Here is a 21071-nt window from a genome sequence, read left to right as displayed (position 1 = left end):
GCCCTGAGCCGAACCCCGCTGCCGAACCGTGCTGCCAAACCGTGCTGCCAGACCCTGCTGCCGAACCCGTGATCGAGCCGAGCGTGAAAGTTTCGTGGTGCGCGGCTGGTGGCGAGTGTCCGGGAGTCACATCGTTTGACCCGAATTCCGGCGATTCCTACGGTCGGCGGGAACATCGAGGAGGACCTGATGACATCCCGGCTGAGACCCGTCTGGGTCACCACGCTCGTGGCGCTGCTCGCCGTGGCGCTGGGCGCCGTCTTCACCGCCGACCGCGGGGTCGCGCGAGCGGCCGACGCCCCCTACAAGGATCCGAGCCTTCCGGTGGCGGCGCGGGTGGACGACCTGCTGTCCAGGATGTCGCTGGACGACAAGGTCGGGCAGATGACCCAGGCCGACCGGTCGGTCCTGACGTCGGTCTCCGACGTGGCGACGTACCGGCTGGGGTCGATCCTGTCCGGCGGCGGCTCGGCGCCCTCCCCGAACACTCCGTCGTCCTGGGCCGACATGTACGACAACTTCCAGCGGCAGGCGCTGTCCACCCCGCTCGGCATTCCGATGATCTACGGGATCGACGCCGTGCACGGGAACAACAACGTCGTCGGCGCTACGATCTTCCCGCACAACATCGGACTGGGGGCGACCCGCGACCCCGACCTGGTGGAGCGGGTCGGGCGGGCGGCGGCCGAGGAGGTGTCGGGCACCGGGATCGACTGGACCTTCGCCCCCTGCCTGTGCGTGGCCCGCAACGACCGCTGGGGCCGCACGTACGAGTCCTTCAGCGAGGACCCGCAGCTCGTCACCCAGATGACGACGATCGTGGACGGCTTCCAGAAGGCCGGGAACGCCTCCATCCTCGCCACCGCCAAGCACTACGTGGGCGACGGCGGCACCACGGGCGGCAAGGACCAGGGCAACACCGAACTCAGCGAGGCCGACCTGCGGGCCATCCACCTCGCGCCGTTCAAGGCCGCCGTGCAGCGCGGCGTGGGCTCCGTCATGGTGTCCTACAGCTCCTGGAACGGCGTCAAGATGCACGGCAACAAGTACCTGCTCACCGACGTGCTGAAGGGCGAGCTCGGCTTCACCGGCTTCGTGGTCACCGACTGGGCGGGCATCGACCAGCTCGACGGCCAGACCGGCTTCACCGCGAACGAGATCACCACGGCGATCAACGCGGGCGTCGACATGGTGATGGTGCCGACCGACTACAAGAAGTTCATCTCGCTGCTCAAGCAGGAGGTGCAGGCCGGGCACATCGCGATGTCGCGGATCGACGACGCCAACCGGCGCATCCTGGCCAAGAAGTTCGAGCTGGGGCTGTTCGAGAGGCCGCTGACCGACCGGTCCTACACGTCCACGGTGGGCGGCGCGGCGCACCGCGCCATCGCCCGCGAGGCCGTGCGCAAGTCGCTGGTTCTGCTGAAGAACGCGGGCAACGTGCTCCCGCTCGGCAAGAGCGGCGGCAAGATCTTCGTGGCCGGCAAGAGCGCCGACGACATCGGCAACCAGAGCGGCGGCTGGACGATCAGCTGGCAGGGCTCGTCCGGGAACATCACGCAGGGCACCACGATCCTGCAGGGCATCCGCGACACCGTCGGCTCCGGCACGCAGGTCACCTACAACCGCGACGGCAGCGGCATCGACTCCTCCTACCGTGCGGCGATCGCCGTCGTGGGCGAGACGCCGTACGCGGAGGGCCAGGGCGACCGGACCGGGTCGATGGGCCTCGACTCCACCGACCTGGCCACGCTGCAGCGACTCAAGGCGTCCGGCGTGCCGCTGGTCGTGGTGCTCGTCTCCGGCCGGCCGCTGGACATCGCCGGCCAGATCGACCAGTGGAACGCGCTGGTGGCGGCCTGGCTGCCGGGCACCGAGGGGCGCGGCGTGGCCGACGTGCTGTTCGGCGACTACGCGCCCACCGCGAAGCTGCCGATGACCTGGATGCGCAGCGCCGACCAGCAGCCGATCAACGCCGGGGACGGCAAGCAGGCGCTGTTCGAGTACGGCTTCGGGCTGACCTACACGGGCTCCAGCCCGTCGCCCTCCCCATCGCCCTCGCCGTCCCCTTCCCCGTCTCCGTCGGTCTCTCCGTCCCCCAGCCCCTCGCCGAGCGCCAGCCCGTCGCCCTCGCCGTCCTCCGGGGGGTGCGTGGTGACGTACAAGGTGAACGACTGGGGCAGCGGGTTCACCGCCGACGTGACGATCACCAACAGGTCGTCGAGCCCGGTCAACGGCTGGCGGCTCCAGTGGACCTACGCCGGCGACCAGAAGGTCACCGGCTACTGGAACGCGACGATCATGCAGTCGGGCCAGCAGGTCACCGCGTCCAACGCCACCTGGAACGGAACCATCGGCGCGAGCGGCGGCACGGCGAGTTTCGGCTTCCAGGGGTCCTACAGCGGCGCCAACCCCGCCCCCACCGCATTCACCCTGAACGGGACGGCCTGCACGACCGGATGACCCATGCGCCGGAGGGGCGGGGACGGAACGCCTGGGCTCAGAACGTCTGGGCCAACGCCACCCCCGCCCCCGCGGTGAACAGGACGATGCCGACCGCGAGGAAGATGCCGCCAAGGAGCGTGCCGCTCCCGGCCGCGCTGTCGATGCGGATCCGTGTCGGCCTGGCCGGGTCGTACAGCACCGTGACCTCCTCACCCGGCCGCGCGGGCGGCGGGTTGCTCCCGTAGGTGGTCTCGGCCTCGACCTGCTGGCCGTACAGGGTGGTGAAGCGAATGGTCGGGTAGTACGAGGTGCCGTCGTCGGACCGGCTCGCCCGCAGTCCGACGACCAGGCCGCGGGTGCGCTGCGCCCGGCGGCGGAACTCCCGGGCGTTCATGGTGATGCCGCCGCCGATGAGGCCGAAGACGAGCCCGAGACCCGAGAGGATCAGTGTGATGAGAGCGGTTTGTGACACGCTCGGACCTTAGGGCCCCGCGCTTGCGATCGGCTTGCACCGTTCCCAAACCGCGACGCGCGCACGGATCAGGGGCGCATCCGCATGAGCGTCTCGGCCACGTCGACGACCGGCTCGCCGAGGTCGAAACGGCTGAACAGGTGGATCTGCTCGCCGGCGTCGATCTCCAGCAGCTCGGTCGTCAGGCCGTAGCGGCGGTGGGAGTCCACCCGGATGCGGTCCACGTCGTTCCAGGAGATGCGTTCCCGGCCGGAGAGCCCGGTGACGACCAGACCGTCCTCCCCCGCCGCGAGCCGCACCGGCGCGACCAGGTCGCGGCCGGTCAGCAGGCCGAACCCCAGAGTGGCGACGCCGGCGAGGAAGAGCTGCGCGCCGTCGCCCGCGACGGCCAGCACACCGCACAGCACCGTGCCGGCGACCTTCAGCGCAACGATCCCGCGCGGCACCCGCCATTCGTGCCGCGGCTCCTCAACTCCCGCCATCGAGGCAGCGTAACGAATGCGAGAGCCTCTCGCGGCTCCTTCCCGGCCCCTCACGCCGCGCGGCGGCGGCCCGATCGCACGGCCGCCGCCGTCTCCCCCTGCCGGCGTCTCGTCCTACGGCGTCTCGTCCTCCACGCGCATCGCCTGCTCCTCCGCCGTGTAGCCGCCGAAATCCGGCCCCACGTCCTCGGCGATCAGGTCCTTCTCGGTGTCCACGCCCATGCCGCCGTCCGGATCGACGAGCCGGCCGGCCCTGCCCGGCTCCGCGGTGCCGTACCTGCCGGGCTGGGCCGGGTTGGCGGTCGCGTAATCGGCCGGGTCGCCGGACCCGTAGCCGCCGGCCTCGTCGCCGGTGCCGGTGTCGTACCTCTCGTACGGCTGGTCGCCGCTCTCACCGAGGACGTCGGCCTCGGCCGCCTTCTCCTCGCGACGGCCACCCGCCGTGCCGGGCTCCGTGCCGAACCGGACGTCCACGTCGGGGACCTCACGGGACAGGCGGCGGCCGAGGGACTCGCCCTCGCGCATCTCGTTGGGCGTGGTGCCGTACTCGTCGAGGCCCAGAGGCCGGTCGCCGGGCAGCGGCATCTCCTGCGGGTCCTCGGCCCACTGCTGCTCGGGCGTGCCCTCCTGCAGGTCCGGAATGCCTTCGTCCTCGAACCGCGAACGCGGGTCGGGCTGTGGTCTGTTCTCTCTCATACCGGCCCCATGCCCCGCCGTACGGCCCTTAGGCAGGTCAGGTGACGGGGACGATCTCGGCCCGCCGCAGCACGCCGCCCTCGACGTCGAGGATTCCGATGGTGCCGTGCGGCTGGCGACGGCGGTCGGTGGGCGAGCCGGGGTTGAACACCCGCACCCCGTCGCCGGTCAGGTCCATGGGGATGTGCGAGTGGCCGAAGACGACCAGATCGGCCTCGGGGAAGCGGCGCCGCATCCGCGCGGTCCGCCCGGTGGCCTGGCCGCTGTCGTGGATCATCGCCACCCGGAGCCCGCCGAGGTCGAGTTGGAGCGTCTCGGGCGCGCCCCAGGCCGCGACGTCCGGGCCGTCGTTGTTGCCGAGCACCGCGTGGACCGGAGCGTACGCGGACAGCTCCACCAGGACGTCCGCGGTGCAGACGTCACCGGCGTGCAGGATCAGGTCCGCCCCTCGCAGGTGCTCGGCGACCGCGGGCGGGCAGGACTTCCAACGCCGGGGAGCGTGGGTGTCCGCGAGCACGACGACCTTCACCGTTCCATCTTCCCCGCAGAGAAGAGGTGCCAAATCACATATTCGGGGAATAGGGATTCAGGACCCGCACGACCCTCATGCCCTGCACCCCTACACCGGTCTCCCCCGGCCGGTCCCGCTCGGGAGGAACGATGAGCAGGCAGATCGCCGACGGCTACCAAGCCCCCACCCTGTCCGAGCTCGAGGCACGCGTACGCGGGCTGGAGACTCAGGTCGCCCGCCTCACCGAGCTGGTCAAGACGCTGTCCGGGCAGAGCAGGGAGAGCCGCTGACGGCGGCGCCGTCCGGCAGCGAAGCGCCCGGAACGACGGCGTCCCCGCCAGGAAGTTCCTGACGGGGACGCTGACGCCGGTGTGGGCCTCGCTAGCGACGTGCGGAGGCGGCGACGGCCCGGACCTGCCGGTCCGCGCCCCTGCCCGGGGGTCGCCCGTTCACGTGCCCGTTGCCGGACACGTTGACGGGCGCTTTCCCGGACCCCTTCACGGGTGCCTTGCCGGACCCGTTCACGAGCCCGATCGCGGGTTCCTTGCCGGACCCGCTCGCGGGTGCCTTGCCGGATCCGCCGGCGGGCGCACCGTTCTCCCCGGCCTCGGCGGCCAGGGAGTTCCGCGCGCGCCCGTCCGTGCCCGTGCCCGCCGGGACGGGTGCCGCCCGCCCGTAGGACTCGCGCCCGGTGCTCACCGCCATCGCGCCCAGCCAGACCAGGGTCACGATCGCGATCACCACCACGGCTCCGAGCACCAGCACCGCCACCGCCGCCAGGGAGACCACGGCTCCCAGCAGCTCCACCATTGAGATTCCTCCAGAGGTCGACCCCGATTACGGCACTCCGGTGGCCGGTGGAACATCACCCGCCACGTAGAGGAACGAAATTTGCCGGTTATTGGTGCCTGCCCCGTTTGGATGACCTTCATACCTTACTGATCGGCCAGCGGGGGCCCACCCATGGGCAGGCCGTCTAGCCTGCGCAGGATCACGCCCTCCCGCAGCGCCCACGGGCAGATCTCCAGCACCGGCAGCTCGAACAGGTCCATCGCGGCGTCCGCGACGACCGCACCGGCGAGAAGCTGCGCGGCCCGCCCCGCGGACACGCCGGGGAGCTCCGCCCGGCGGGCCGCCGGCATCGTGGCCAGCCGGGCCGTCCACTCGACCAGGTCCTCGTGCGTCAGCGTCCGCTTGACGTACGGGCCCTCGCCGGACGACGCCGCCCCCGCGATGCGCGCGAGCTGGCGGAAGGTCTTGGACGTGGCGACCGCGTGGTCCGGCCTGCCGTACCTGGCGACCGCCCCGACCGTCCGCGCGATCTCGGTGCGTACGTGCCGTCGCAGCGCGCGCACCTCCTCGGGATCGGGCGGGTCGGCGGTGAACCAGTCGCGGGTGAGCCGCCCCGCGCCGAGCGGGAGGGAGACGGCGACGTCGGGCTCCTCGTCGATGCCGGAGGCGATCTCCAGCGAGCCGCCCCCGATGTCGGTCACCAGCAGCCGCCCGGAGGACCAGCCGAACCAGCGGCGTACGGCCAGGAACGTCAGCCTGGCCTCGTCGTCCCCCGACAGCACCTGGATGTCCACCCGGGTGTCGGCCTTGATCTGGGCCAGCACGTCCTCGCCGTTGACCGCGTCGCGGACCGCCGAAGTCGCGAACGCGACCAGGTCCTCCACGCCCTTGTCCTCGGCGATGCGGGCCGCCTCGCGCACGAAGGCCCCGAGCCGCGCCGCGCCCTCCTCGCTGAGCCTGTCGCCGTCGACGAGATGCTCGGCCAGCCGCAGTTCCTCCTTGTGGGAGAACGCGGGCAGAGGCCGGGCACCCTGATGCGCGTCCATCACCAGCAGGTGCACCGTGTTGGAACCGACGTCCAGGACTCCGAGTCGCATGCCCCCGACGCTACCGCCCGCGCGGAAAAGATCCATCGCCCCTCCCGGCCCCCGGACTCACCTGGGGCTCACTCCGGCGCGACGTCCACGAGCACCTTGCCGACCACGCCCGACTGGACCGCGTCGTGGGCGTCGGCCGTACGCTCCAGCGGGAAGTGGTGGAGGGGCAGCCCGGCCTCCTCCCCCGCCCGCAGCGCCCCCGCCTCGACCGCCGCGCGGACATCCGCCACCGCGGCGTCCTTGGCGGCCTCGGGAACCGTGTAGACGAGCACGAACTGGTAGCGGATGTTGCGGGTGAACAGCTCCCACACCGACAGCTCGACGTCGTTTCCCCCGTCGGTCGAATACACCGCGACGACTCCCTGCGGCGCGGTGACCGCCGCGTCGAGGGCGGCGTTCGGCGCCGGCGCGACCTCCACCACGATGTCGGCGCCCTCCGGGGCCACGGCGCGGATCTCCGCCGCCGGATCCCCGATGCGGTAGTTGATCACGTGGTGCGCCCCCGCGGCCCGGGCCAGCGCCGCCTTCTCCGGCCCGCTGACCGTGGTCACCACGGTCGCCCCGGCCCAGCGGGCCAACTGGATCGCGGCGTTGCCCACGGCCCCGGCGCCGCCCGCGACGAGGACGGTCCTGCCGTCGAGCGCGCCGGGGGCGAGCCGGTCCGGCCCGCCTTCGCGCACGGTCAGGCAGCGATGCGCGGTCAGCGCGGGAATGCCGAGGCTCGCGCCGAGGTCGAAAGAGGCGCCGTCCGGCAGCGGCACGACCTGCCGCTCGGGCAGGACGACGTACTCCTGGGCGGTGCCGTCCGGCCGTCCCCAGGCGGCCTCCCAGAGCCACACCCGGTCTCCCGGCGCCACCCCGGTCACGCCCGGTCCGGTCGCGTCCACGACGCCTGCGCCGTCCTGGTTGGGCACGGCCTCCGGATGGCGCAGCGCGCCGCGCCGCGCCTTCCAGTCGGTGGGGTTGACGCCCGACCGCACCACCCGCACCCGTACCTCGCCGGGTCCCGGCTCGGGCACCGGCCGGTCGGTCAGGCGCAGGACGCCGCTGTCACCGGTCTCGGAATACACGATCGCTCTCATACCGGCTCTAAGCCGCCGGGTCCCTGAGGCTATTCCGGTTCGGCCCTTTCCGCTCGGGTAGTTGCAGGCCGATCGGGCGAGGGGGTGCGGTGGAATGAGCGTCAGGCAGAGGTACGGGGGCCTGTCCGGCGGACGGCCCGGTGACAGGCTCGGCGGCACGGGGGGCGGCTGGTCGAGGGACTGGTCGGGAAGCTGGGCCAGGGGCTGGGCGGGAGGCCGCTTCGGCCGGCATTTCGGGCGCCGGGGCAGGCGCCTGCGGGCCACGGCCAGGGAGGCGTTCGGCTGGCAGCAGCTGCGTCCGGGCCAGCAGGAGGCGATGGAGCTCCTGCTGGCGGGGCGCGACGTGCTGCTGGTGATGCCGACCGGCGGCGGGAAGTCGGCCGTCTACCAGGTGCCCGGACTGCTCCTGGAGGGCCCGACGGTCGTCGTCTCTCCGCTCATCGCCCTGCAGCGCGACCAGGTCATGGGCCTGCTGAAGGCGGGGGCGGCGGGCGCGGTGGCGGTGAACTCGGCCGGCTCGGTCGAGGCGGGGCTCGACCAGGTCACGGCGGGCGACGCCGAGTACGTGTTCCTGTCGCCGGAGCAGCTCGCCAAGCCCGAGGTGGTCGAGCGGCTGGCCCAGGCCCGGCCCTCGCTGATCGCCGTGGACGAGGCGCACTGCGTGTCCGCCTGGGGCCACGACTTCCGGCCGGAGTACCTGCGGCTCGGCAAGGTCATCGAGCGTCTTGGCCATCCTCCGGTGATCGCGATGACGGCCACGGCCGCGCCGACCGTGCGCGAGGAGATCGTCGAGTCGCTCGGCCTGGTCGGCGCGCAGCAGATCGTGCGGGGATTCGACCGGCCCAACCTGCACCTCGAAGTCCACCGGTTCACGAGCGACGACGACAAGCGCAGGGCCCTGGCCGACCACGCCGCCGGGCTTGACGGCGTGGGGCTGATCTACGTGGCGACGCGGCGCCAGGCCGAGGAGTACGCGGAACTGCTGAAGGAGCGCGGCCGCCGGGCCGAGGCCTACCACGCGGGGATGAAGGCGAAGGAACGCCGCCGCATCCACGAGCGGTTCCAGGACGACGACCTCGACACCGTCGTGGCGACCTCAGCCTTCGGGATGGGCATCGACAAGCACGACGTGCGCTACGTGCTGCACGCCGCGCCCCCCGAGTCGCTCGACGCGTACTACCAGGAGATCGGCCGGGCTGGCCGGGACGGCAACCCGGCCGACGCCGTGCTGTTCTACCGGCCCGAGGACCTGGGACTGCGCAAGTTCTTCACCGCGGGCCGCGCGGACGAGGCCCTGATGCGGCGCGTCGCGACGCTGGTCCACGAACACGGCGGCGAGGTGGCCGCCGCCGACCTGCGCGAGCTCCTCGACGTCGGGGCCGCCAGGCTGACCTCGCACGTCAACCTGCTGGAACGCGCGGGCGCGGTCGAGGTCACCCACGGCGGCGCCCTGCGTTACGCCCCGGACGGCCCGCCGCCGGACGAGGCCGCCGCCCACGCCGTGGAGATCGACGACCTCCGGCACCGGATGGAGGACTCCCGGCTGGAGATGATGCGCGGCTACGCGGAGACGACCGGCTGCCGGCGCCGCTTCCTGCTGGAGTACTTCGGCGAGCCGTACGAGCGGTCGTGCGGCGACTGCGACACCTGCCGCTCGGGGACGGCGACCCCGCCGGAGACCGGCGACGGGCGGTTCCCCATGCACGCGGACGTACGGCACGCCGAGTGGGGGCACGGGATCGTGATGAGCCGCGAGCAGGACCGGATCACCGTGCTGTTCGACTCCGTGGGCTACAAGACGCTGGCGCTCGGCCTGGTCGACGAGCTGCTCGAAGTGGTCTGACGGATCACGAGAAGCACTCACCCCGGCTGGGCAATCATTACCGATCGTGGCCTTGGCACCACTTGCAGTGGTTTCACCCTGTGTTGAGACTCGTAGGCGGAGGTCGTGAATTCGGGGGTGGTACCGGTGCGGGAGGGAACCAGCAGCACGGAGACGTGGCCGTTCGAGTGCCTGTACTGCCTGCGGGTCTGGGAGGAGGAGTACGTCGTCCACCGCGTGCGCGACGAGCAGGGCATCGACGTCGTGGTGTGGATCCGGGACGACGTGACGGTCGAGCCGCCCTGGTCCGGGACGACCTGCCCCGGATGCGGTTGCGGGACCGTGACCACGTTCCCCACCGGCTACCTGGCCCACCACCCGGAGACCACGCTGGGCCGGACCGCACTGCAGGATGCGGCCGGCGAGAGGCCCGCCCGGGGCGCACCGTTCGCGTCGCACGCGCTGCTCACCCTCACGCTCCTGCTGCTGACCAGCGCCGGCCTGTACGAGCGGCTCCACGCCCGCTGAGCACGCGCCGGGCACTCCCGGCGCCGGATCGCCGCTGTCAGCTCACGTGGACCTGGGGGCGCCGGGCGAGGTCGGGTTCGGCCTTGCGAATGACCTCACGAGTCAGCGGCGGCACGTCCCCGCCGCCGAAGACGAGGTAACGCAGCAGGGCCCCCACCGGATTGCCCTCGGCCCAGTGGAAGTACACGTGCGGCCGTTTGCCCGTGAGGTCGCGCAGATGGAACAGGATCGCCGCGATCGTGTTCGCCACGGCGGGGCTCCGCACGGTGAGCACCCGGTAGCCGTGCCGCTCCTCCCCCGCGACGCGCAACTCCGACTCGAACTCCGAGGCGTCGCCGAGGGTGACCTCCAGGAAGATCATCGGCTCGTCCTCCGGGAGGTGGTGGTACTCCCGCGTCTCCCGGTCCTTGTCGGCGTACTCGGCCGGATCGCGCGCGTCCGGCTCGTTGGCGATCAGCCGCAGCTCCCCCCGCACGCCCAGCACGATCGCGCGGGCGGTCTCGTCGAGCTCGACCTTGGTGGCGCGCAGCTCGGTCGAGCGGGTCGCCCTGGAGATGAGCGAGGTGACGACGATGGCGACGACGAACAGCAGCGCGATCTTCAGGCCGTCGGGCCGCTCCCTGATGTTCTCCACGGCCGCGTACAGGAGCACGACGGAGATCACGCCGAAGGCGATGGCCGGGCCCTTCCTGCCCTCCTGGGCGGCGTTGATCGTGACGGCCACCGCCGCCGAGAGGATCAGCGCGAGCACGCCCGTCGCGTACGCGCCGCCCTGCGCCTCCACCCCGGCCCGGAACAGGATCGTGATGCCGAACGCGATCGCGGTGAAGACCAGCACCAGGGGCCGTACGGCGCGGGCCCAGTCGGGCGCCATGCCGTATCGGGGCAGGTAACGCGGCACGATGTTGAGCAGGCCGGTGAGCGCCGAGGCGCCGGCGAACCACAGGATGGCGATCGTGCTCAGGTCATAGGCGCTGCCGAACCAGTCGCCCAGATACTGGTGCGCCAGGTAGGCCAGCGCACGCCCGTTGGCCCTGCCGCCCTCGCGGAACTCGGCGGCCGGGATGAGCACGCTGGTCGCCACGCTGCTGGCGAGCAGGAAGACGCTCATGACCAGCGCGGCGGTGGTGAGCAGGCGCCGGGCGCCGCGGACCCGCTCGTCGAGTTCGCCCCTGATCTGCGGCATCACCGCGACACCGGTCTCGAAGCCCGACAGTCCGAGGGCCAGCTTGGGCAGCACCAGCAGCGACATGCCGATCATCGCGAGCGGGCCGGAGTGGTCGGCGGTCAGCGCGCCCCGCCAGTCCGCCAGCAGGTCCGGGTGGCCGACCACCTCGCGCAGCGCCACCACCACGACCACGGTGTTGAGCGCGAGGTAGACCCCCACGAGGACCACGGCCAGCCCGATCGCCTCGCTGAACCCGCGCAGGAAGATCACCCCGAGGACCGCGATCAGCAGCAGCGTGATGGGCACCCGCTGCCCCGACAGGACGTCGGGGAAGAACGGGTTCTCAATCAGGTGCGCGGTCGCGTCGGACGCCGACAGGGTGATGGTGAAGACGAACGCGGTGGCGACGAAGCCGAGCAGCACGAGCACCAGGAGCTTGCCCCACCAGTGCGGCAGCAGCCGCTCCAGCATGGCGATCGACCCCATGCCGTGCGGGCTGCGCGCCGCGACCGCGCGGTAGGTGGGCAGGGCGCCGAACAGCGTGAGCGCCACCAGCATCGCCGTCGCGATCGGCGACAGCGCCCCCGCGGCCAGGGCGGCGATGCCCGGCTGGTAGCCGAGCGTGGAGAAGTAGTCGACACCGGTGAGGCACATCACCTGCCACCACGGGTGGCGCGTGCCCGGCTGGCCGGCGTGCGGCCCCGTCGCACCCGGGTCGCGCTGGAGGCCCTCGAGCAACCAGGCCCGGAATGCCCCGGCCCCGCCGCTCCGGGTTCTGTCGCCCCCGCTCGCGTCGCCCCCGGTACTGTCGTCCGCGGCCTCCCGCCGCGTGGACGTCGTCACCTCGGCTCACTCTCCTCGTCGGCCCTCGTCCCTTCGAGGGCGGCGGGACAGACGATAGCGGTGGCGACCGACATCGGGGGCGCCGCACGGGGTTGTCCACAGGCGGGGCGAGGGGGCCCGGGGGATCCGGCAGAATGAGAGCCCCCGGAGAGGGCGGACCCGGAAGAAGGCGGATCAGGATCGTGACGACGTCCATTCAGCAGCGGATCGCCGAAGAGCTCGGCGTGCGCGAGAGCCAGGTCACCGCGGCCGTCGACCTGCTCGACGGCGGGGCGACGGTGCCGTTCATCGCCCGCTACCGCAAGGAGGCCACGGGCGCGCTCGACGACGCCCAGCTGCGCACGCTGGAGGAGCGGCTGCGGTACCTGCGCGAGCTGGAGGAGCGGCGGGCCGCCATCCTCGACTCGATCCGCTCCCAGGGCAAGCTCGACGAGGCCCTGGAAGCGCGGATCATGGAGGCCGACTCCAAGGCCCGGCTGGAGGACATCTACCTGCCCTTCAAGCCCAAGCGCCGCACGAAGGCGCAGATCGCCAGGGAGCTCGGGCTGGAGCCGCTGGCGGACGCGCTGCTCGCCGACCCGTCGCTGGACCCCCAGGCGACCGCGGAGGGGTACGTACGCGAGGGCGTGGCCGACGCCGCCGCCGCGCTGGAGGGCGCCAGGGCCATCCTGGTCGAGCGCTTCGCCGAGGACGCCGACCTCATCGGCGACCTGCGGGAGCGGATGTGGTCCCGCGGGCGTCTGATCTCCCAGGTGCGGGAGGACAAGCAGGAGTCCGGGGCCAAGTTCTCCGACTACTTCGACTTCTCCGAGCCCTTCACCCGGCTGCCCTCGCACCGCATCCTCGCGATGTTCCGGGGCGAGAAGGAGGAGGTGCTCACGCTCACCCTCGACCCGGAGGCCGAGGAGCCGAACGACTACGAGGCGCGGATCGCCCGGCGCTTCGGCATCGCCGACCTCGGCCGCCCGGCCGACAAGTGGCTGCTCGACACCGTGCGCTGGGCCTGGCGGACACGCGTCCTCGTGCACCTGGGCATCGATCTGCGCACCCGGCTGTGGCAGGCGGCCGAGGAGGAGGCCGTGCACGTTTTCGCGGCCAACCTGCGCGACCTGCTGCTGGCCGCCCCCGCCGGGACGAGGCCGACCATGGGCCTCGACCCGGGGCTGCGCACCGGTGTGAAGGTCGCGGTCGTGGACGGCACGGGCAAGGTCGTGGCCACCGAGACGATCTACCCGCACGAGCCCAAGCGGCAGTGGGACCAGTCGCTCGCGGTGCTGGCCCGGCTGGCGACCGAGCACAAGGTGGAGCTGATCGCCATCGGCAACGGCACCGCGTCGCGGGAGACCGACAAGCTCGCCGGTGAGCTGGTCAAGCACATGCCGCACCTCACCAAGATCGTGGTTTCGGAGGCCGGGGCCTCGGTGTACTCGGCGTCGGCCTACGCCTCACAGGAGCTGCCCGGCCTGGACGTCTCGCTGCGCGGCGCGGTGTCGATCGCGCGGCGCCTGCAGGACCCGCTGGCCGAGCTGGTCAAGATCGACCCCAAGTCCATCGGTGTCGGCCAGTACCAGCACGACGTGTCTGAGGTGAAGCTGTCGCGCTCGCTCGACGCGGTGGTGGAGGACTGCGTGAACGCGGTGGGCGTGGACGTCAACACCGCGTCCGCCCCGCTGCTGACCCGCGTCTCCGGCATCAGCGCCGGACTCGCGGAGAACATCGTCGCGCACCGGGACTCCAACGGGCCGTTCCGCTCGCGGAGCGGGCTGAAGGAGGTGCCGCGGCTCGGCCCGAAGGCGTTCGAGCAGTGCGCGGGCTTCCTGCGCATCCCGGGCGGCGACGACCCGCTCGACGCCTCCAGCGTGCACCCGGAGGCCTATCCGGTGGTGCGCCGCATCCTCGACTTCACCAAGAGCGACCTGCGCACGCTGATCGGCAACACCTCCGCGCTCCGCTCGCTGAAGCCGTCGGACTTTGTCGACGACACCTTCGGCCTGCCGACCGTCACCGACATCCTCAAGGAACTGGAGAAGCCGGGTCGCGACCCCCGCCCGGCGTTCAAGACCGCCACGTTCAAGGAGGGCGTCGAGAAGCCGTCCGACCTGTCGCCCGGCATGATCCTGGAGGGCGTCGTCACCAACGTCGCCGCGTTCGGAGCGTTCGTCGACATCGGCGTGCATCAGGACGGCCTGGTCCACGTGTCCGCGATGTCCAACTCGTTCGTGAAGGACCCGCGCGAGGTGGTCAAGCCCGGCGACATCGTCCGCGTCAAGGTTCTCGACGTGGACCTCCAGCGCAAGCGCATCTCCCTCACGCTGCGCCTGGAGGACGAGACGGCGGGCAACGGCCGCAGGGGCGGGCCGAACGGCGAGGCCCGCGAGGACCGCCAGGGTGGCCGGCGGGGCCAGCAGCGCCAGAACCCGTCCCGCCAGAACCAGGGTGGTCAGAACCAGAACGGCAGGGGCGGGTCGGGCCGCGGCAACGGCCGGGGCTCGGGCGGCGCGCCGCTGGGCGGGGCCATGGCCGAGGCCCTGCGCCGGGCCGGTCTGGCCGATCCCGGTTCCGGCGACCGCCGCTCCCGCTGACGCATCTCACCCCGATCCGCCGGCCGCACGCACCCGGCGCCCGCCTTCGGTGCGCCGGGACCGCGTGCGGCGCGGAACATGCCCCGCGAGGCAGTGGACGCGGGGCCCAGGGTTGATCAGGCACGACGTCCGGCAGCTCGGCGTCGACGGCGGCGCCTTACCGCGCGTCAGGTAGTCGTGCACCTGGCCGGACCGCTGCGCGGACGGTCATTCGGTCACTGCTGCTGCTGTTGTTGCTGCTGTTGCTGACCGCCACGGCCGTGCTGTTGCTGTTGTTGTTGTTGCTGTTGCTGACCGCTGCGGCCCTGTTGTTGTTGCTGCTGCTGCTGTTGCTGACCGCCGCGGCCCTCCTGTTGTTGCTGTTGCTGTTGCTGTTGCTCGCGATGATGGCGGTGGTGACGGTGGTGCCTCTCGCGGCATCTGCCTCCCGGGCAGTCCCCCGTGGTCGACGGCCGGATGACCTGCTCGGTCGTGCCGGCGGCATTGGCGGGCTGCGTCTGCATCGTGACAGGGACGACGAGGGCCGAAGCCGTCATGACGGCGGCAGCCAATGCTTCTTTGAACATGGGTATCCCCCCGTTCGGCTCCGCGACGAGAAAGCGGACGACGTCCGAATTCACGGAGCTCGAATCGATCCGTCGAACCTTGGATCTGGACCCTGATTCTCACGCTAGAGGCAGCAAACGCCTCAGTCACCCATCAGGGTGCAATAAGCCTTTTTGCCAGCAAAAGCCCATAAGCACGGGAGTATGGAGATATCCGGCCCCATTCGAACAGTTCCGCGATTGCGGCTTTGCCGAAACCCGGAATGAATTCCACCTGACTTGGGATTCCGATTGTTGCTTCGGGGGCCTTGAAGGTCGTCGCGAGCAGGGCCCGTGCCCGGCCGCCCCACCGCCTGCGCGCTCAGTGAGCCGCGCCGGGGCCGTCGGCGGCCGTCGCGAGCAGGTCCTCGAGAACGGCGGCGAGGGCGGCGACCCCTTCGAGGCAGTCGGCCTCCTCGGCGTACTCGTACGGCGAGTGCGAGACGCCCGTGGGGTTGCGCACGAACAGCATGGCCGCGGGAACCTCGCCGGAGAGGATGCCCGCGTCGTGCCCCGCTCCCGTGGGCAGCACCGGCGCGCCACCGAGGACACGCGCGACGCGGTCACGCAGGGGCACGTCGAAGTTCACGACCGCCGTGTAGGACTCCCGGGTCACCTCGGCCCCCTCGGCCGCCCGGGCCGTCTCCTCGACGAGCGTGTCCAGCAGGGCGGCGTCCGGCGCCCGGCAGTCGAGCCAGGCGCTGACCAGCGACGCGATGGCGTTGGTGCCGTTGGGCTCGACCCTGATCCTGCCGAAGGTGGCCAGGGCGCCGAGGCGCTCGGCGTTCGCCCGGGCGGCCAGCACCGCCGCCGCGTACGCCGGCATGGGATCGCGCCGGTCCTCCAGCCGGGTGGTCCCGGCGTGGTTGGCCTCCCCCCGGAAGTCGAAGCGCCAGCGGCCGTGCGGCCAGATCGCGGAGGCGACGCCGACCGGGTGCGGCGTGGCGGCGAGGTGGCGGCCCTGCTCCACGTGCAGTTCCACGAACGCGCCGATCCGCGCGAGGCGCTCGTCGTCACGCCCGGCGGCCCCCGGGTCGCGTCCCGCCCGTTCCATCGCCACAGCCAGGGTGACGCCGTCCGCGTCGTGCAGCGCCCCCGCCGTCTCTGGGCGGACGGCGCCGGTCATCAGCCGCGATCCCAGGCAGGCCAGGCCGAACCTGGCGCCCTCCTCCTCGGTGAAGTTCACCACCGCCAGCGGCCGCTCCGGCCGGAGCCCGCGCGCCAGGAGTGCGTCGAGCGCGGCGAACGCCCCCACCACACCCAGCGGGCCGTCGTACGCGCCGCCGTCGGGCACCGAGTCCAGGTGGGAGCCGGTCACCACGGCGTTCCCGGCCCGGGGATCGCCCAGCCAGGCCCACTGGTTGCCGTTGCGGTCGGTCTCGTACGCCAGGCCACGCTCCCGGGCCTGTTCGGCGAACCAGGCCCGGCACTCCGCGTCCGCCGCCGTCCAGGCGTGCCGGCGGTATCCGCCCGTCGCGTCGTACCGGCCCACCGGGAGCAGGTCACGCCACATCCGGCGGAAGCCGTCCGCCACCTCCTCCGGCAGGACCCGCGCCGTCCCCTCAGACATCGGCGTCGGGGCCGGCGGGCTCCGCCCCGGCCATCGGAACCCGTACGCCGCGCTCCACGGCGACCTCGGCGGCCCGGTCGTATCCGGCGTCCACGTGCCGGATGACGCCCATGCCGGGGTCGTTGGTCAGCACCCGCCGGATCTTCTCCCCCGCGAGCGGTGTGCCGTCTGCGACGGTGACCTGTCCGGCGTGGATGGAACGGCCGATGCCGACTCCGCCGCCGTGGTGGATCGACACCCAGGACGCGCCGGAGGCGACGTTGACCATGGCGTTGAGCAGCGGCCAGTCGGCGATCGCGTCGGAGCCGTCCAGCATGCCCTCGGTCTCCCGGTAGGGCGAGGCGACCGAGCCGCAGTCGAGGTGGTCGCGCCCGATCACGATGGGCGCGGAGATCTCCCCCGAGGCCACGAGGTCGTTGAACCGCTCGCCGGCCCGGTCGCGCTCGCCGTACCCCAGCCAGCAGATCCGCGCGGGCAGGCCCTGGAACCGCACCCGCTCCCCCGCCATCCTGATCCACCGGGCCAGCGGCTCGTTGTCGGGGAACAGATCGAGGATCGCGCGGTCGGTCGTCGCGATGTCGGCCGGGTCGCCGGACAGCGCCGCCCACCGGAACGGGCCCTTGCCCTCGCAGAACAGCGGCCGGATGTAGGCCGGCACGAACCCGGGGAAGTCGAACGCCCGCGCGTACCCGGCGAGGCTCGCCTCGCCCCTGATCGAGTTGCCGTAGTCGAACACCTCCGCGCCCGCGTCCTGGAAGCCGACCATCGCCTCCACGTGCCGGGCCATCGACTCTCGGGCCCGGCGGGTGAACCCCTCAGGGTCCTTGCGCGCCAGCGCGGCCATGTCCTCGAACGCGACGCCCAGGGGCAGGTACGCCAGCGGGTCGTGCGCGCTCGTCTGGTCGGTCACGACGTCGATCTCCGCGCCCCCGGCCAGCAGGGCGGGCACGGCCTCGGCGGCGTTGGCCACGACCCCGATGGACAGCGGGCGGCGCGCGTCCCTGGCCTCGTAGGCCAGGCGCAGCGCCTCGTCCAGGCTCTCGGCCCGCACGTCGAGGTAGCGGTGGCCGATGCGGCGCTCGACGCTGCGCGGGTCGCAGTCGACGCAGATCGCCACGCCGCCGTTCATCGTGACCGCGAGGGGCTGGGCGCCGCCCATGCCGCCGAGCCCGGCGGTGAGGGTGATCGTGCCGGCGAGACTGCCGCCGAACCGCTTGGCCGCGACCGCCGCGAACGTCTCGTACGTCCCCTGCAGGATGCCCTGGGTGCCGATGTAGATCCACGAACCGGCCGTCATCTGGCCGTACATCGTGAGTCCGAGTCGCTCCAGCCGCCGGAACTCGGGCCACGTCGCCCAGTCGCCGACGAGGTTGGAGTTGGCGATCAGCACCCTGGGGGCCCACTCGTGGGTGGTCATCACGCCGACCGGCCGCCCCGACTGCACCAGCAGCGTCTCGTCGGCCCGCAGGGTGGTGAGCTCGCGCACGATGGCGTCGTACGACGGCCAGTCGCGGGCCGCCTTGCCGCTGCCGCCGTAGACGACGAGCCGCTCCGGATGCTCGGCGACCTCGGGGTCGAGGTTGTTCATCAGCATGCGCAGGGCGGCCTCCTGCTGCCAGCCGCGCGTGTTCAGCGTGCCGCCGCGCGGGGCCCGGACCGGCGCCCGGTCGCCGGAAGCCCGGTCGTGGGGAGCCCGGCCGTTGGGGGCCCGGCCGTTGGGGGCGCTGCCGCCGTCGTCAGCCACGAGTCCTCCTTCCACCCGCGCCCGCGGCGCATGGTCCCATTCAGTGAGTCCCATCCATCCTGGGTGAATGAATAGATTCAGTCAATGAGGAACACCTCACGGGCGGCGGCCGACGCCTCGAACGCCTCCAGACGGGCCTGCGCCCCGGGCAGTTCGTCGCACATCGCCTCAAGCAGCACCCGGCCGAGCATCATCGGCGCGCACGCCGTGTCGAACACCAGGTGCGTGCCCACTGCGGCGGTGAGCAGAACGTGCGACAGGCCGGCAAGGGACGGCACCCGACGGTCCGCGACCGTGACGACGCTCAGTCCGGCCGTGCGGGCGGCCCGGAGAGCGTCCACCAGTTCGGCCGGGTAGCGGGGCAGGGCGAAGCACAGCAGGGCCGTCGCCCCGGCCGCCGCCGCCTGCTCGATACGGTCGGCCAGGAGCGACCCCGCCTCGTGCAGGGGCCGTACGTCGGGGTGGACCTTCGCCGCGAAGTAGGCGAACCCCGCGGCCTGGGCCGCGGCGGCTCGCAGGCCCAGCACCGGCAGCGGGCGCGAGGCGGCGAGCAGGCGGGCGGCCTCGGCGACGGGCCCGGGGTCGTCCAGCGACCGGGCGAGGGCGCGCAGGTTCTCGATCTCCGCAAGCACGGCCCGCCGGTATTCGCCGCCCGGTCCCGTCGCCCGATCCGGTCCGTGATCGGGGTCCGGGTGCCCGGCATCCTCGGGCGGGGAATCCAAGGGCACGGGATCCTGAGGCGCGGGGCGCGCGGGTGCGCCGGGTCGCGACGACGGGCGACGCGGATCCTCCGGCGTGGCCTGAAGCGTCTCCGCCGGCCCCTGCTCCCTGCCCGCGGCCCGCCCGGCCGCGCCGCCGTCGGAGAGCCGGTGGGCAGCCGTGTGCGCGGAGGCGCGGGCATCGGGCCCGGCGTCCTCCCCGTTCCGGCCGGGCCGTACGCCGAGCTCACGGAACCTGCGCCGGAGGCCGGGGTATCCGCTGTAGCCCAGCGCCATCGCGAAGCGGGTCACCGACGGCTGGCTGACCCCGGCCAGTTCGGCCACTTCGATGCTCGACAGGAACGGCGCGTCCGCGGCGTGCTGCGCGAGGCAGTGGGCGATCCTGCGCTGCACGGGCGTCAGGCGGTGCCCCTCGAACAGCCGCAGCAGGCGGGACGCCGCGTCGCCATCACGGTCGTCACGGTCGCCGAAGACGTCACGGTCGCCCCGGCCGCCCCGCTCGCCGAGAACATCACGGTCACCGGCAACATCACGGCCGCCGAAGCCGGCGAAGTCGTCGCGGTTGCCGGCCGGGCCGTCGTCCGCGTTGTGGCCGGTGTTCATCGTCCCCCCGCCTCGCCTGGCCCGCGCCGGGCCGGTCGGTCTGCATGCTTTCATTCACCACGCAGTCTCCAGGGAGGGTTGTCCACAGGCAAGGCGTCGTCGGCGCGACCGGCGCGGAGATTGCCTAGTCTGATCGGCAGAACTCAGCAAGGAGATTGCCGTTGAAGACCGGTGGTTTGAGAAGTAGTGACCTGGGCCGTCGCGTGGGGCTCCTCGCGGGAGCGGCCGCCCTGGCGGCGGCGGTGTGGGCGGTGCGGGACGTCCCCGCCGCGCTGGGGGCGCGGCCGTCGGGCGAGCGGGCGCTGCGGGTGCGGCGCTCCAGACAGTTCCGCGACGGCGCGTTCCGCAACACGACGCCCAGTCCCGTCCTCCCGCCGGGGACCAGGCAGCAGGTCGCCCGCGAGTTCCTCCGCCGGACGCAGCGCAAGCCCCGCCTGCCCGTTCCCCTGATGACTCCCGGCTCGTCCGGGGGCGGCGACCTCGACGCCGTCTGGTACGGCCACTCCTCGGCGCTGATCGAGATCCAGGGGCGGCGGGTGCTGCTCGATCCGGTGTGGAGCGAGCGTTGCTCCCCTGCGTCGTTCACCGGGCCGCGTCGTCTGCACCCTCCGCCGGTGCCGCTGTACGAGCTGCCCGAACTCGACGCGATCGTCATCTCGCACGACCACTACGACCACCTCGACATGGACACGGTGCGCCTGCTGGCCCGCACGCAGTCCGCGCCGTTCCTGGTGCCGCTCGGGGTCGGCGCCCATCTCGAACGGTGGCGGGTGCCCGCGTCCCGGATCATCGAGCTGGACTGGAACGAGGAGGCCACGGTGTCCGGCCTCCGGTTCGTGGCCACCCCCGGCCGTCACTTCTCCGGGCGCGGGTTCCGCAGGGACCAGACCCTCTGGGCCTCGTGGGTCATCGCTGGCGAGCGCAGGCGGGTCTTCTACACCGGCGACTCCGGCTACTTCGACGGGTACGCGGCGATCGGCGAGGCGCACGGGCCTTTCGACCTGTCGGTGATCCAGATCGGCGCCTACAGCAAGGGCTGGCCGGACATCCACATGACGCCGGAGGAGGCGATCCTCACCCACCTCGACCTGCGCGCCCGCGTGCTGCTGCCGGTGCACTGGGGCACGTTCGCGCTCGCCCCGCACGCCTGGAACGACCCGATCGACCAGCTGTGGCGGGAGGCCAAGGCCCGCGACGTGCGCCTCGTGGTGCCGCGGCCGGGCGAGCGCGTCACGGTCGACGACCCTCCGCCGGTGGACGGCTGGTGGCAGACGATCCTTTGACTTCCTCCCGGCCCTAATGGACCGGGATTCCCGCCCTCACAGGTGAGG

18 protein-coding genes are annotated in these 21071 nt (G+C 72.4%); 7 read left to right on the top strand and 11 right to left on the bottom strand.

The features are described from left to right. The first annotated feature begins 189 nt into the window (after positions 1-189). Positions 190-2463, top strand: a complete 2274-nt coding sequence (locus Msi02_RS26850) for a glycoside hydrolase family 3 N-terminal domain-containing protein (protein ID WP_275414182.1) — start codon at positions 190-192, stop codon at positions 2461-2463. 37 nt (positions 2464-2500) lie between these two features. Here the strand turns inward: Msi02_RS26850 and Msi02_RS26845 are convergent, their stop codons facing one another. The 4 genes from Msi02_RS26845 to Msi02_RS26830 all read right to left on the bottom strand — a co-directional run bounded on the left by Msi02_RS26845 (position 2501) and on the right by Msi02_RS26830 (position 4624). Then, a complete protein-coding gene (locus Msi02_RS26845) occupies positions 2501-2917 on the bottom strand; it encodes a DUF3592 domain-containing protein (protein WP_079319958.1) in 417 nt (138 codons plus the stop codon). A gap of 68 nt (positions 2918-2985) precedes the next feature. After that, positions 2986-3399, bottom strand: a complete 414-nt coding sequence (locus Msi02_RS26840) for a PH domain-containing protein (protein WP_079319957.1) — start codon at positions 3397-3399, stop codon at positions 2986-2988. 114 nt (positions 3400-3513) lie between these two features. Further along, complete coding sequence (locus Msi02_RS26835) at positions 3514-4095, bottom strand: DUF5709 domain-containing protein (protein ID WP_204050836.1); 582 nt, start codon at positions 4093-4095, stop codon at positions 3514-3516. Between the two features lie 37 nt (positions 4096-4132). Then, positions 4133-4624: a metallophosphoesterase family protein gene (locus tag Msi02_RS26830; RefSeq protein ID WP_204050835.1), complete on the bottom strand. Its 492-nt coding sequence runs from the start codon at positions 4622-4624 to the stop codon at positions 4133-4135. A gap of 131 nt (positions 4625-4755) precedes the next feature. Here Msi02_RS26830 and Msi02_RS26825 point away from each other — a divergent pair, with 131 nt between their 5' ends. Next, positions 4756-4896 carry a hypothetical protein gene (locus Msi02_RS26825; RefSeq protein ID WP_156080805.1) on the top strand — a complete coding sequence of 47 codons (141 nt, stop codon included), beginning with the start codon at positions 4756-4758 and terminating at the stop codon, positions 4894-4896. Positions 4897-4987: 91 nt separating this feature from the next. Here Msi02_RS26825 and Msi02_RS26820 read toward each other — a convergent pair whose 3' ends face one another. The 3 genes from Msi02_RS26820 to Msi02_RS26810 form a co-directional block, all read right to left on the bottom strand. After that, positions 4988-5416 (bottom strand): hypothetical protein, encoded by a 429-nt coding sequence (locus tag Msi02_RS26820; protein ID WP_204050834.1) that lies wholly within the window; start codon positions 5414-5416, stop codon positions 4988-4990. 125 nt (positions 5417-5541) lie between these two features. After that, a complete protein-coding gene (locus Msi02_RS26815) occupies positions 5542-6495 on the bottom strand; it encodes a Ppx/GppA family phosphatase (RefSeq protein ID WP_204050833.1) in 954 nt (317 codons plus the stop codon). A gap of 68 nt (positions 6496-6563) precedes the next feature. Beyond that, the gene (locus tag Msi02_RS26810) at positions 6564-7565 is read right to left on the bottom strand and encodes an NADPH:quinone reductase (protein WP_239108737.1); all 1002 of its coding nucleotides are present in this window, start codon (positions 7563-7565) and stop codon (positions 6564-6566) included. Positions 7566-7671: 106 nt separating this feature from the next. On the opposite strand from Msi02_RS26810, the gene Msi02_RS26805 reads away from it, so the two are divergent. Next, positions 7672-9420, top strand: a complete 1749-nt coding sequence (locus tag Msi02_RS26805; RefSeq protein WP_204050831.1) for a RecQ family ATP-dependent DNA helicase — start codon at positions 7672-7674, stop codon at positions 9418-9420. Positions 9421-9546: 126 nt separating this feature from the next. After that, on the top strand, positions 9547-9927 hold the full coding sequence (locus tag Msi02_RS26800; protein WP_204050830.1) for a hypothetical protein: 381 nt from the start codon (positions 9547-9549) through the stop codon (positions 9925-9927). 37 nt (positions 9928-9964) lie between these two features. Here the strand turns inward: Msi02_RS26800 and Msi02_RS26795 are convergent, their stop codons facing one another. Next, positions 9965-11938, bottom strand: coding sequence for an APC family permease (locus tag Msi02_RS26795; protein ID WP_204050829.1), 1974 nt, complete (start codon positions 11936-11938; stop codon positions 9965-9967). A gap of 182 nt (positions 11939-12120) precedes the next feature. Between Msi02_RS26795 and Msi02_RS26790 the strand changes: the two genes are divergently transcribed. Together Msi02_RS26790 and Msi02_RS26785 are read left to right on the top strand one after the other, a co-directional pair. Continuing rightward, complete coding sequence (locus tag Msi02_RS26790) at positions 12121-14520, top strand: Tex family protein (RefSeq protein WP_239108736.1); 2400 nt, start codon at positions 12121-12123, stop codon at positions 14518-14520. Between the two features lie 233 nt (positions 14521-14753). Then, positions 14754-15182 carry a hypothetical protein gene (locus tag Msi02_RS26785; protein ID WP_204050827.1) on the top strand — a complete coding sequence of 143 codons (429 nt, stop codon included), beginning with the start codon at positions 14754-14756 and terminating at the stop codon, positions 15180-15182. A gap of 244 nt (positions 15183-15426) precedes the next feature. On the opposite strand, the gene Msi02_RS26780 is transcribed toward Msi02_RS26785, so the two are convergent. From Msi02_RS26780 to Msi02_RS26770, 3 genes are all read right to left on the bottom strand, one after another. Beyond that, positions 15427-16674: an allantoate amidohydrolase gene (locus Msi02_RS26780; protein WP_239108735.1), complete on the bottom strand. Its 1248-nt coding sequence runs from the start codon at positions 16672-16674 to the stop codon at positions 15427-15429. Continuing rightward, entirely contained in the window at positions 16667-18418 is a 1752-nt protein-coding gene (gene hutU, locus Msi02_RS26775) for a urocanate hydratase (protein WP_275414181.1), read from the bottom strand. The genes Msi02_RS26780 and hutU overlap by 8 nt, the downstream gene beginning before the upstream one ends. 77 nt (positions 18419-18495) lie before the next feature. Further along, positions 18496-19740 (bottom strand): MurR/RpiR family transcriptional regulator, encoded by a 1245-nt coding sequence (locus tag Msi02_RS26770; protein ID WP_204050825.1) that lies wholly within the window; start codon positions 19738-19740, stop codon positions 18496-18498. 203 nt (positions 19741-19943) lie between these two features. On the opposite strand from Msi02_RS26770, the gene Msi02_RS26765 reads away from it, so the two are divergent. Continuing rightward, positions 19944-21023, top strand: a complete 1080-nt coding sequence (locus Msi02_RS26765; RefSeq protein WP_239108734.1) for an MBL fold metallo-hydrolase — start codon at positions 19944-19946, stop codon at positions 21021-21023. The last annotated feature ends 48 nt before the right edge of the window (positions 21024-21071 follow it).

The organism is Microbispora siamensis (assembly GCF_016863095.1).
In the GTDB taxonomy this organism is placed as follows: Bacteria; Actinomycetota; Actinomycetes; order Streptosporangiales; family Streptosporangiaceae; genus Microbispora; species Microbispora siamensis.
The sequence above is the reverse complement of the archived record's forward strand: the minus strand, read 5'-3'. Positions and strand labels throughout refer to the sequence as shown.